13 protein-coding genes and 1 pseudogene are annotated in these 11,250 nt (G+C 64.9%); 5 read left to right on the forward strand and 9 right to left on the reverse strand.

The window, feature by feature from the left end:
• Positions 1 to 72: 72 nt before the first annotated feature.
• Entirely contained in the window at positions 73 to 540 is a 468-nt protein-coding gene (locus ACFE99_RS16605) for a PaaI family thioesterase (protein ID WP_375487167.1), read from the reverse strand.
• Positions 541 to 555: 15 nt separating this feature from the next.
• Positions 556 to 1,908, reverse strand: coding sequence for a cytochrome P450 (locus tag ACFE99_RS16610; RefSeq protein ID WP_375487169.1), 1,353 nt, complete (start codon positions 1,906 to 1,908; stop codon positions 556 to 558).
• A gap of 110 nt (positions 1,909 to 2,018) precedes the next feature.
• Between ACFE99_RS16610 and ACFE99_RS16615 the strand changes: the two genes are divergently transcribed.
• Entirely contained in the window at positions 2,019 to 2,624 is a 606-nt protein-coding gene (locus ACFE99_RS16615) for a TetR/AcrR family transcriptional regulator (RefSeq protein ID WP_375487171.1), read from the forward strand.
• A gap of 8 nt (positions 2,625 to 2,632) precedes the next feature.
• On the opposite strand, the gene ACFE99_RS16620 is transcribed toward ACFE99_RS16615, so the two are convergent.
• The 3 genes and pseudogenes from ACFE99_RS16620 to ACFE99_RS16630 form a co-directional block, all read right to left on the reverse strand.
• Entirely contained in the window at positions 2,633 to 3,517 is an 885-nt protein-coding gene (locus ACFE99_RS16620; protein WP_375487173.1) for an alpha/beta fold hydrolase, read from the reverse strand.
• Between the two features lie 585 nt (positions 3,518 to 4,102).
• Positions 4,103 to 5,155 (reverse strand): annotated as a pseudogene (locus ACFE99_RS16625) (fatty acid desaturase family protein); the annotation flags it as partial.
• Between the two features lie 16 nt (positions 5,156 to 5,171).
• Complete coding sequence (locus ACFE99_RS16630; protein WP_375487175.1) at positions 5,172 to 6,239, reverse strand: ferredoxin reductase; 1,068 nt, start codon at positions 6,237 to 6,239, stop codon at positions 5,172 to 5,174.
• 69 nt (positions 6,240 to 6,308) lie between these two features.
• Here ACFE99_RS16630 and ACFE99_RS16635 point away from each other — a divergent pair, with 69 nt between their 5' ends.
• Positions 6,309 to 6,983: a TetR family transcriptional regulator gene (locus ACFE99_RS16635; RefSeq protein ID WP_375487177.1), complete on the forward strand. Its 675-nt coding sequence runs from the start codon at positions 6,309 to 6,311 to the stop codon at positions 6,981 to 6,983.
• Here the strand turns inward: ACFE99_RS16635 and ACFE99_RS16640 are convergent, their stop codons facing one another.
• Positions 6,984 to 7,418 carry a MarR family winged helix-turn-helix transcriptional regulator gene (locus ACFE99_RS16640; protein ID WP_375487179.1) on the reverse strand — a complete coding sequence of 145 codons (435 nt, stop codon included), beginning with the start codon at positions 7,416 to 7,418 and terminating at the stop codon, positions 6,984 to 6,986.
• Between the two features lie 66 nt (positions 7,419 to 7,484).
• On the opposite strand from ACFE99_RS16640, the gene ACFE99_RS16645 reads away from it, so the two are divergent.
• Genes ACFE99_RS16645 through ACFE99_RS16655 form a run of 3 tightly spaced genes read left to right on the forward strand, consistent with a single transcriptional unit; the run spans position 7,485 to position 9,708 of the window.
• Positions 7,485 to 7,814 carry an antibiotic biosynthesis monooxygenase family protein gene (locus ACFE99_RS16645; protein WP_375487181.1) on the forward strand — a complete coding sequence of 110 codons (330 nt, stop codon included), beginning with the start codon at positions 7,485 to 7,487 and terminating at the stop codon, positions 7,812 to 7,814.
• 32 nt (positions 7,815 to 7,846) lie between these two features.
• On the forward strand, positions 7,847 to 8,641 hold the full coding sequence (locus tag ACFE99_RS16650) for a DUF427 domain-containing protein (RefSeq protein ID WP_375487183.1): 795 nt from the start codon (positions 7,847 to 7,849) through the stop codon (positions 8,639 to 8,641).
• Positions 8,638 to 9,708, forward strand: a complete 1,071-nt coding sequence (locus tag ACFE99_RS16655) for a DUF4185 domain-containing protein (RefSeq protein ID WP_375487185.1) — start codon at positions 8,638 to 8,640, stop codon at positions 9,706 to 9,708. The genes ACFE99_RS16650 and ACFE99_RS16655 overlap by 4 nt, the downstream gene beginning before the upstream one ends.
• A 6-nt stretch (positions 9,709 to 9,714) precedes the next feature.
• Here ACFE99_RS16655 and ACFE99_RS16660 read toward each other — a convergent pair whose 3' ends face one another.
• The 3 genes from ACFE99_RS16660 to ACFE99_RS16670 all read right to left on the reverse strand — a co-directional run.
• The gene (locus tag ACFE99_RS16660; protein ID WP_375487187.1) at positions 9,715 to 10,077 is read right to left on the reverse strand and encodes a hypothetical protein; all 363 of its coding nucleotides are present in this window, start codon (positions 10,075 to 10,077) and stop codon (positions 9,715 to 9,717) included.
• 61 nt (positions 10,078 to 10,138) lie between these two features.
• Entirely contained in the window at positions 10,139 to 10,891 is a 753-nt protein-coding gene (locus tag ACFE99_RS16665) for an SDR family NAD(P)-dependent oxidoreductase (protein ID WP_375487189.1), read from the reverse strand.
• A 50-nt stretch (positions 10,892 to 10,941) separates the two neighbouring features.
• Positions 10,942 to 11,250 (reverse strand): GNAT family N-acetyltransferase (locus tag ACFE99_RS16670; protein ID WP_375487191.1); only part of this gene is annotated, 309 nt, incomplete at its 5' end.

The raw sequence follows: 11,250 nt of genomic DNA on the forward strand, positions 1-11,250 counted from the left end.
CACCCCGACAGAGGAAGGCATGAATGACATGCAGATCCCTACCCAGTACTCGACCGGCCGAACGGTGACGACTCACCGGCCGTGCGCGCGTAGCTGGTACAGACCTCGCGTGGTTGCAACGGTTTTGCCGTCGGCGTCGCTCACCACCGCCTCCAGGGTAAAGTCCGCCTTCCCGCGTTCGGCGGCTTCTGCCTCGATACGTGCGATGGTTTCGTCATCGAGGCTGGCTTCAGCGCGCAACTCGGATTTCGCCATACCGACGAACTGGATGTCGAGACTTTTGACCAACGGGAAGTACTTGGCGCTGTCAAAGGTGCTCAGCGCGATAACGCCGCCCAGGATTTCGGCCACCGTGAACTGAACGCCGGCGTAAACCACGCCGAAGTGGTTGCCGTTGCCCTCGGCAGGCACGGTTGCGGCGGCGTATCCGCGGCGCGCCTCGACGACCCGCACCCCCATTTGGTGGGCAGTCGGGATGGTGGATTGCATTGCACCGTTCATCATGTCGGCGAGCTGCGCGGCGTCCCGTCCGGCTGTCATACCCGGACATCCTAGTCAGGTGCTACCGCTTTCACGCCGACGCACCACGATACGGCCCCCTCGCTTGGGAGTGAACGCGACGCCGCGCGCATGCCATTTCTCACCCGGAGCCGTAGTGGTTTCAATGATGAAGCGGCGCAAGACTGTTCGAAGCACAACGTCCATCTCCATGTTGGCGAACGCCGCGCCGACGCAACGTCGGGTGCCGCCGCCGAACGGGATCCAGGCGAAGGTGGGTGGCTTGGTGCCGATGTAACGCTCCGGGTCGAAACGCTCCGGATCGGGGAACACATCGGAGTCGTCGTGTATCTGGGAGATGCCGATGACGATCGAGTAGCCGCGGGGAATAACCCATTCACCTAGCTGGTACGCCGGCGCGTAGACGCGACGACCAGCGAAATCGATGACGGTCCTGTTGCGCTGCACCTCCAGGATCGCCGCCTGGCGCAGTTCGTTGTGCTCGGTCTGGGCTTCTTCGGCCAGTTGCGCGAGCACATCGGGATGTCGGCTCAGCCGTTCGAATGCCCATGCCAGCGTGGCTGCGGTGGTTTCGTGACCGGCCGCCAACAGAGTCAATAACTCATCTCCAATGTCCTTGCGGGACATGGGGGAACCGTCCTCGTACGTGCTGCGCAGCATCAGCGCGAGGATGTCGGTGCGGTCCTCGAAGTTGGGGTCTGCCCGCTCGTCGTCGATCAGCTTGTCGACGACGGCGTCGTACCGCCGCCGCCACTGGGCGAGCCGGCCCCATGGACTGTACCGGCCGTACGTCCGTGAGGGCTTGGGGAATGCTGCCAGTCGGGATCCCAGCGTGACCCATGGCGGGATGATGCGCCGAAGCTCATCGAGTTCCGCACCGCATGCGCCGAACACTGCTCGCAGGATCACGTTGAGGGTGATCCGCATCGTCGAGGGGAGCGTCGGAAACGCTTCACCTTCAGGCCAGCGGGCAATATCACGCAGTGTCTCTTCTTCGAAGATGCTCTCGTAGTTCTTGATGCTCTTTCCGTGGAAGGGCGGGGCGAGCAGTCGCCGCCGCCGTCGGTGGTCGTCACCGTCGAGCGCGAACACCGATCCTGATCCCAGCAGCCGGCTCAGGTTGGGTTGGATGTTGCCGAGTTCCTCGGGACTGGTGGTGAACACCTGCTTGGCCAACTGCGGGTCGGCGACCGCCACGGTGCTCCCCCAAACGGGGAGGGTGAAGGTGAACACATTGCCGTAGCGGGGCACCAATTGACGCATGGTCCATCGCCGCGACAGCGAGAACGCAACCCCCAGAGCGGGTTTTGGGATCCGGACCGCCGGTGGCAACCTGACTGCAGGCGGCGCTGCGGCGGAATTGGCGTCGACGCTCACTGCTTCGCTCATGGCGGTCCGCTCCCAACGCTTGTGTGGTACCGCGGTGTACCACAGCCTTCGGGTACGGTACCGTGTGGTACCAGGTCGTTGCAAGGGTTATCAGAGCAAGGGGCGCGGACGTGACAGCTCTGGCCGACGACGCGGCTCCGGTCGACGTCGACCCGTTTCGGCGTCGGTTGCTCGACGGCCTTGCCGCCTCGATCGGCGAGCGGGGATACCGGGCCACCACGGTCGCCGACATCGTTCGGCACGCTCGTACCTCCAAGCGCACCTTCTACGATCAGTTCCCCAGCAAGGAACAGTGCTTTCTGGAATTGCTGCGCGCCGATACCGAGCGGCTCAGCGATGAGATCCGGACTGCGGTCGATCCCGAGGCGGATTGGCAGCACCAGATCCGTCAGGCGGTCGAGGCCTACGTCGGCAGCATCGAGTCCCGGCCGGCCATCACGTTGAGTTGGATCCGCGAGCTTCCTTCGCTTGGCGCCGCCGCGCGTCCCGTGCAGCGTCGGGGGTTAGAGCTGTTGACCAACCTGCTCGTCGATCTCAGCGGCAGTCCCGGCTTTCGCCGGGCCGGCCTGCCGGCGCTGACCCCGCCGTTGGCGGTGATCTTGTTGGGCGGTCTGCGAGAGCTCACTGCGCTCGCCGTCGAAGACGGTCACGACATTCGCCGGATCATCGAGCCCGCCGTGGATGCGTCGGTAGCACTGCTGGGCCCGCGGCATTAAAGCGGCAATCACGCCTCGAGGAACGTGCGGAGTCGGTCGAGCACCAATTCGGGCCGTTGTTCGACGATCCAGTGGCCGACGCCATCGACCAACTCCAGCTCGAAGTCGCTTATGCGCTCGGCGTATCCGCGCAGTAGATCAGGCGTGATCACCGGGTCACCCATACCATGCAGCCAGCGAACCGGCACATCGACTCGCGCATGGTCGTATTCGCCGCGCAACCAGCGCATTGCCTCTGTGGTTTGAAAGCTGCGATACCAGCGTGACCCGGCCACCGCATGCCCAGGCTCGCGCATGCAGTCCGCGTAGATCTGGAGGTCATCGTCGGGCAGCGTGAACCCGGCGCCTACCCATGACACCAGCATGCGGGAATAGCGAGAGTTGGAATGGGCGATCAGGCGAGGACCGATGACGGGCAAACAGATCGGGATCTGGTACCAGAACCGCCACAAATGCCGGATCATCGTCAGGTCGCGAGAAGCCCACGGGCCCACCGTATTCAGCCCGAAAAACCCGCTCACCTTCGCTGGATGACGCAGCATCATGATGAAGGCGACGGGCCCGCCCCAGTCGTGGGCGACCAGCTTCAGCGGCCCAACGCCGAGCCGCTCGACGACCTGTGCTAAGTCGTCGGCCATGTCGTTCTTGAGATAACGCGAACGTGGCGCCGAGCTCCAACCCGCGCCACGCAGGTCCGGACACAACACCCGATAGCCGTCCGCGGCCAGCGGACCGATCAATCCATGCCACTGCCACCATTTCTGCGGAAAGCCGTGCACCAGCATCACCGCTGCGCCGTCGGCAGGACCGGCATCGGCGACGTGGATCGTCACATCACCGGATAGGTCGATAAATCTGTGCTCGACACCGTCGAGAACCGGCAAGCTGACCATGAGGTGACAACGTAGCCGAATTCAATCACCGCCGAGCACGAACTCGACACGCTGCGCGCAGATCTCGGCGAGATCAACACTGTCCATCGCAAGCTTGGTGTTCAACCGGACCAGCGCAACCGCGAGCAGCAGCGCAGATGTCACGTCGCTGAACCGCAAATTGGTCAGTCGATGTCCGGTCAGCCGCTGGTAGCGGTCGATGGTTTCTTCGCGGCTCGGCGTGCCGGGCGCCGGCGCGTGGTCCTCCAACTGCTGGCCGCCGACGGCCTTCAGGGCCGCGCCGACGCGGTGTTCGATTTCCTGGTCGCCTCCACCGCGCTGCGGGCGCTGACCGTCGGGCTGCGTGATGCGCAGAAATTCTGCGACCGAACCGCGGAAGCCCTTACCGCGCCGGCATATTCGCTGTGGCACTCGGGCGCTTAGGGCGTCCAGCACCATATGGTTTGCCCGCCTGACAGCGATTCGGCGCAAACAGGAATCGCTGATAGCCGGGCACAACGGCCATCCCCGAAGACGCGGCCAACTCCCGCCCTCTGCGGCGGCCGACTCGGCCTCCTGCACTGCACGCCGCGGTGAGTTCTTGGGCGGGAGAGTCAGCTTGACGATCTTGCGCACCACGGTGCCGAACTGGCGCAGCAGCGGCCCGCTGTTGTACCGGATGCCGTAGCGTTCGCAGATCACCAGGACCTCCGGCGCAATCTCTGCGTAGCGCAGCGCCGGCATGTCCGGGAAGAGGTGGTGCTCGATCTGGTGCGACAGATTGCCGGACAGCAGATGAAAGAGCTTGCCTCCGGTCAGGTTTGCCGACCCGAGGATCTGGCGGAAGTACCACATGCCGCGGGACTCGTTTTGCGTTTCTTCGATCGAGAATTCCTGCGTTCCGTCCGGGAAGTGACCGCAGAAGATGATCATGTAAGACCAGACATTGCGGATCAGATTGGCCGACAGGTTTCCGGTGAGCACGAACGGCGCAAATGGTCCGGCCAACAGCGGGAAGGCGACGTAGTCCTTCAGCAGTTGCCGGCGGGTCTTGCGCCAGATCCCTTTCAAGGTCTCGCGCTTGTCGGCCAGCGAGATTTCACCGGCGCGCATGCGTTCGGTTTCCAGTTCGTGCAGCGCGACGCCGTACTGGAACAACGCCATCAGCAGGAACGCGTAGACAGGGTTGCCGAGGTAGTACGGATGCCAGCGCTGGTCTTCGCTCATTCGCAGGATTCCGTAGCCGATGTCGCGGTCCATCCCGACGATGTTGGTGTGCGTGTGGTGCATGTAGTTGTGTGAGTGCCGCCATTGATCGGCCGGGCACGCGGTGTCCCATTCGAAGCTGCGGCCAGAGATGGACGGGTCGCGCATCCAGTCGTATTGGCCGTGCATGACGTTGTGCCCGATCTCCATGTTGTCGAGGATCTTCGACAGCGCGAGCATCGCGGTGCCGGCCAGCCAGAACGGTGGAATGATCCCACCGAAGAGCATTGCGCGTCCGCCTATTTCGAGGGCGCGCTGTGTCTTGATGACGGTGCGGATGTAGTCGGCGTCGCGTTCGCCGAGATCGGCCATGACGCGTTCCTTGATGGCGTCGAGTTCGCGACCGAAAGCCTCGGCTTGTCCGGGGGTGAGGGTGATGGTGGGCTGTGACATGACTTCTCCTTGGGGCTTAGAGGACCAGTTCGACATCGCCGACCGGCACCGACACGCAGATCTGCACGTCGTCGTCAGGTGCTGTCGATACTGCGCCGGTTGTCAGGCTGCGCACCGCTCCGGCGGTTTTGCGACGGGTGCACGTGTGGCAGATGCCCATCCGGCAGCCGCTTTGCGGTGACAGCCCGGCGGCTTCGGCCTGCTCGAGTATCGGCCGTCCGTCGTCGACGGTCTCGATACCGCTGTCGGCGAAGGTGATTCGCCCACCTGACGCCTTCGCGGGCGACTGGAACGTCGGCGCCACGAAGCTTTCCGCATGGGCGTTCGGGCACTGCTCGCGGACCGCCTGAATCAAGGCCGGGGGCCCACAGACGTACACCGCATCCGGTGCCCGCATGGCGGCATCCAGGTGCTCCGCACCGAAGCGACCGTCCAGGTCGCCGGTGCCCGACCGGGTGTAACCGTGCAACACCCGCACCCCGGGCATCCCGGCGAGCTCGTCGCGGTAGCACGCCTCGGCCGGGTTACGCGCGTAGTGGACGAACGCGATCTCACCGTCGTGGCCCTCGGCGACCAACGTGCGCAGCATCGCCATCACCGGGGTGATGCCGCTTCCCCCGCAGACGAACAGAATCCGCCGTGGCCGCGTGGCCGGCAGCACGAAGTCGCCCCCGACGCCGTCCAGGCCCAGCACCATGCCGGTCCGGGCGCGCTCATACAGGTAATTCGAGACCAGTCCGCCGTCGTGGCGACCGATGGTCAGCTCGAGGTGGCGAGCGCCCTCGGCGTTGGCCGGCGAATAGCAGCGCGTGTGGCGACGGCCGTTGATCTCGACTGCGAGGTTGACGTACTGGCCGGCCTTCAGGTCAGCGGTGAAGGCGGCGTTGGGCGCCAGCGTCAGGGTGACGCTGCGCGGGGTGGCTCGCCGCACATCGCCGCCCTTGGCCCGCGCCTCGCCCAGGGTCCATGTCGGCGCCACCAGCTCGGTGTAGCGGTCGACGCCGTGCGGACCGGTCAGCAAATCGACCAAGCCGGATCCGGCCAACCGCTGCTGCAGTGTCCGCGTGATCGCTTCAGTGAACATATGTACACCGTGCGCCGTCGTCAGCCGGCACGTCAAGGTCATATGGCACTATGTGGTAGTTTTCACACGGTGAACGGTCGTACGCCTGACTCACGACCACGGCGGTCGGGTCATTCCCGCAGCCGGGAACGCCCCTCCCGGGAAGAACGCAAGGAGGCCACCCGGCGGGCCATCGTCGCGGCCGCGCTGAAGCTGCTCGACGACCGCAGCTTCGGCAGCCTGAGCTTGCGCGAGGTCACCCGGGAGGCCGGGATTGTGCCCGCGGCGTTTTATCGTCACTTCGAGTCGATGGAGGCGCTCGGGCTGGTCTTGATCGACGAGTCGTTTCGGACCTTGCGCGACATGCTCCGTGGCGCTCGGGCCGGCAAGCTGGACCCGAATCGGGTCATCGAGTCGTCGGTGGAAATCCTCGTCGCCAGCGTCACCGAACGACGCGAGCACTGGCGTTTCATCGGGCGCGAGCGCTCCAGCGGGGTAACGGTGCTGCGCTATGCCATCCGTACCGAGATCCGGCTCATTACGTCTGAGCTGGCGACCGACCTCGCCCGCTTTCCCGGCTTAAACGGGTGGAGCACCGAGGATCTCAACGTGCTGGCCACGCTCTTCGTCAACTCGATGATCGTGATCGCCGAGGCCATCGAAGACGCCCAGAGCGCCGAGGCGCTCGCGGAGATCAAGCGGATCGCGGTTAAGCAGTTGCGGATGATCGCAATCGGCGTGGCCGACTGGCGCAGCAGCCCCTGATCAGAAGCTCTCCAGGTTCTCCGCGCAGCGTTGCAACACCGACGCCATGCTGCGCCGCGCGGCCCGTGAAATGCCTTCAAGCATGGCGGCTTCCACACCAAACACGGCGTCGTCACCGGTCGCCAGCAGCCGTGATCCGCGCCGGGTCAGACACAGCGCGCGGGCCCGGCCGCGCGGCGGCGCATCGACAGTTTCGATTAGCCGGGTCGCTCGAAGCCCCGCCAATACATCCTGCAGAGACTGCCGCGTGACAAAGCAGCGCCGCGCCAGCTCGGCGGCTGAGGCGTCGGGGTGATCGGCGAGCGCACGTAGCACCGCATACTGCGCCATCGACAGTCCGGTCGGTTTCAGCGCAGCGTCGCATCGGCGCCGCAGCGCTTGCTGTACCCGCTTGACGAGGTAGCCAACGGCACGTTCCGTCTGGGATTGCTCCATAGACAGGTACCTTACATTGCAGTACCTTTTTGTCAGGAACCTTACATACTGGATGAGGAGGCAGCGATGACCGTCATTCGCGAGCACGCCGAGCACCCGACCCTGATCAATGTGTTCACGGTGGAACCGGAACGAGCGCGCCAACTTGCCGAGCTGTTGTCCACGGCCACCGACGAGGTGATAAAGCACCTCGATGGCTTTATCTCGGCGAACATCCACGTCAGCACGGATGGCACTCGGGTCGTCAACTACGCGCAATGGCGCGATGCCGAGGCATTCCAGGCAATGTTGCAGAACCCCGCGGCGCAGAAGCACATGGCAGAGGGCGCGCGGCTGGCGACTGCCTACGACCCGCACCTCTACACCGTCGAGTCGGTGCATACCGCGGAGGTATAGCGGCGAATCATCGCCGCGGCGATGATGAACCGATGGGCATCAGGATGCGGGACCTGCTCGGCAGTGCGCTGGAGTCCCTGCGTTACGAACCCACCGAGAAGAGGTTGCGCGCTTACCTCGACCGCGAGTTGGTCGCCGACACCCGTCATGGCCGTCTGGTTTGGGAGCCGCGGCGGGTGGTGCCGACGTATGCGGTGCCGGTCTCGGATCTGTTGGCGCGACTTGAGCCCGTCGAAACCCCGCCAGATGGCAGCGACCGTCCGGTGCTCGACCCGAGCATCCCGTTCGCGGCGCACACGTGTCCAGGTGTGGTGTTCGACGTCGCGGTCGATGGGGCACGGCGTGCAGCGGCCGCGTTCCGGCCCGACGATCCCGACCTTGCGGATTACGTCGCGCTAGACTTCGGCGCGTTCGAGTGGCTGGAAGAGGACGAGCCGGTCGTGGCCCACCCACACGACCCGTTCAAACGGATCGACGTCCTGAGCAGCACCCGGCACGTCCGGCTGGAATTGGACGGGCGGCTGCTTGCCGAATCCTCGCGACCGATGTTGCTGTTCGAGACGCTGCTGCCGGTGCGGTTCTACCTACCGCCCGCCGACGTGGTGGTCGACCTTCAGCCGAGCGATACCGTCACCTACTGCGCGTACAAGGGTCGAGCCTCGTACTATTCGGTGCCCGATGGTCCTGCCGATGTGGCGTGGACCTACCACCAGCCGCTGCACGACGCCGAGCCGGTGCGCGACCGGATCGCCTTTTTCGACGAGCGGGTGGACGTCGTCGTCGACGGCGAGCGCCGGGAACGCCCGGCCACCCAGTGGTCACGGTGACGGTTACGTCGCCCAAAACCGGCAAGTTGACGGACCTCACCGGTCCGGGGATCACCGACCGGTGGGGCGTCACGTGCGCCGATCTGGGCGCATCGGTGCGGGCACCCAACGACACGCTGGTGTCGGTGTTCGGCGACACCTTCTCCGGCCCGGAGGTTGGTAGCGGCGATTGGCGTTCGCCGGTGATCCTGATCGGCAGCGGCGACGCCACCCATGAGATCAGCTATCAGCGCGCCGGCGGCGAGGATCCCGCTTATGCACGGCAGTTGTGGCACTACGAGCACCGCGACAGCGGTGCGACCCGCCGCGGCATCAGCACGGTGATTCCGTCCGATCTGTTGCGGTTGGACGACGCCCTTTATCTGCACGCGATCGTCAACCGCGGTTTCGGCAACGTCGTCTGGACCGAGATCTGGAAATCTGACGACAGCGGGATCTCGTGGCGACACTTGGGTGATCGAGCGAAGTTCAGCGCACGGCTGTACCGCGGCCACGCGCAGTGCTGGTCCTGGGACTACGACCCCGACGACGGCTGGGTTTACGTGGCATCCACCGGCTTTCAGCGTGACAAAGGCATCATCGTAAGGCGTGTTCGTCCCCGCGGTATCGGAGACCTTCGCCAGTACTCGGGTTGGGGAGTGGGGAACGGTCGCTGGTCGTGGGGCCATACCCCGACCCCAATCACTCCCCACGGCGAAACCTGGGGTGAGCTGTCGTTGCGCCGACTGGCCCAGGGAAAGTGGATCCTCGGCGGATTTCTGTCGTCTCACTATGCGCTGGGATACCGGGTCATCGACTCCCCTACCGCGGTGTCCGACGCACCGGTACAACTGCCGATCGTCGGGACGGGATGGGACGCAGAAGACCACGCGGACAACCGGGTCGCGCAGCTGTACGGCGGATACGTTCTTCCAGGCTCACGAGTCGATGTCGCCGGTGGCGTCGGGCTGGCGGTCTCACAGTGGAACACCGCGCACGGTTGGCCCTACCGGGTGATGCAGTTTCGGGCGACGCTGCGGGACACGACCGTTTCGGGGAGCAGCGCTGCGGATCAGATCAGGCTCTGAATGCGATCACTCGTCGACGACCTCGAACAGCGAATCGCCGTCTTCGGGCGTCCCACTGACCTGGCCACGATGCGCGCGGCCGGGAGGTTCCTCGGTCGGAAGTTGCTCGTCGGAAGCGGTGTCCAGCACGTCGGGTTGCTCGGCGGCGAGTTTGTCGTCGAGGGACGGGCCCTCGCGCTCTTCGCGTTGGGTCATGCCAAAGCGGTCAGCCTCGCTCCAGTGCTCGGGCGGGTCCACCACAATGTCGCCGTCGTCGTTGCGGATCTCGTCGGAGTCGGTTGACTCGCTTTGATTTAGGGTGTCGCCTGGACCGCCCTCCTCGGGGAAGTCCGATGGGTCGACAAGTTCTTCGGCATTGTCTGTAGCCATAGGCCACGGTTGCCCCTGGTGCCGGGCGACTAAACCGCGGTCGCGTTCCTCCGCGGGCCGCTCAGAAGTTGAGCGGGTAGCCGCCGCTGACCTTCAGCGTTTCGCCGGTGATGAAGGATGATTCGTCGGAGCAGAGATACAACATGGCCGACACGACGTCGTCCATGGTGCCGAGCCGGTGCACCAGCTGGCGCTCCCGAACGATGTCTTCGACCAGCGCATGCGGCAGATCGGCGAGCGCATTCTCGGTGTTCATCAGACCTGGAGCGATCGCGTTGACCCGGATTCGGTCCGGGGACAGTTCGTATGCAAACGCGACGGTCAAGCCGCGCACCGCGAGCTTGGAAACACCGTACGGGCTGATGTTCATGAAACCGGCCATCGACGAGATGTTCAGCACCACACCGCCGCCGCGCTCACGCATCGAATCACGGCATGCCAGAGTGCAATTGACGACGCCGATCACATTCACCTCGAACAGACCGCGCAGGTCGTCGCGGGAAAGCACGTGAAACGGTTGGTTGTACTTCGTCAGATGACGGCCGGCGTTGTTGATCAAGACGTCGATGCCGCCCAGCTGTTCGAGCGCTGTACCGACGGCGGTGTTCACCTGGTGTTCGTCGGCGACGTCGCATGTTACGGCGATCGCCTGGGCCCCTTCGGAGGTCAACTCGGCGACGGTGCGATCTGCGGCCGAGCGGTCGATATCGGCGATTGCCACGCGGGCGCCCTCACCGGCTAGCGCACGGGCGAAGGCTCGCCCCAATCCTGTCGCACCACCGGTGATGAATGCGGTCTTCCGCTGGAATCGCACGGGGCAACGGTAGCGCGGTTACGACCTGTATCCAGGCACTATTGCGTCAGCTACCGGGGCGCCCGCCACATCGGCCACAGGGTCGGCCCGCCATCGGGTCGCACGATCTCCCCGGTGACCGTGAAGCCGAAACGTTCGTAATACGGCACGTTGTCGGGTTTGCTTGACTCCAGATACGCCGGACAGTGCTCGGCGTCGCAGCGGTCTAGCCGTGAACGCATCAGGGCCTGGCCGAATCCGCGGCCGCGGACGGCGGTATCGCTGCCGATCACGGCGAGATACCAGTGCGGTTCCTCGGGGTGGTGGCGCTTCATCAGATCGATCGCGGGCGCGCGCGACGCGATCGATCTGATGAAGCG

Source organism: uncultured Mycobacterium sp., from assembly GCF_964249325.1.
GTDB lineage: Bacteria > Actinomycetota > Actinomycetes > Mycobacteriales > Mycobacteriaceae > Mycobacterium.

Coding starts and splice junctions, on each gene's coding strand:
- ACFE99_RS16630 (WP_375487175.1), bottom strand. CDS start 6,239: ATGTTCACTGAAGCGATCACGCGGACACTGCAGCAGCGGTTGGCCGGA.
- ACFE99_RS16650 (WP_375487183.1), top strand. CDS start 7,847: ATGGGCATCAGGATGCGGGACCTGCTCGGCAGTGCGCTGGAGTCCCTG.
- ACFE99_RS16640 (WP_375487179.1), bottom strand. CDS start 7,418: ATGGAGCAATCCCAGACGGAACGTGCCGTTGGCTACCTCGTCAAGCGG.
- ACFE99_RS16620 (WP_375487173.1), bottom strand. CDS start 3,517: ATGGTCAGCTTGCCGGTTCTCGACGGTGTCGAGCACAGATTTATCGAC.
- ACFE99_RS16645 (WP_375487181.1), top strand. CDS start 7,485: ATGACCGTCATTCGCGAGCACGCCGAGCACCCGACCCTGATCAATGTG.
- ACFE99_RS16605 (WP_375487167.1), bottom strand. CDS start 540: ATGACAGCCGGACGGGACGCCGCGCAGCTCGCCGACATGATGAACGGT.
- ACFE99_RS16610 (WP_375487169.1), bottom strand. CDS start 1,908: ATGAGCGAAGCAGTGAGCGTCGACGCCAATTCCGCCGCAGCGCCGCCT.
- ACFE99_RS16660 (WP_375487187.1), bottom strand. CDS start 10,077: ATGGCTACAGACAATGCCGAAGAACTTGTCGACCCATCGGACTTCCCC.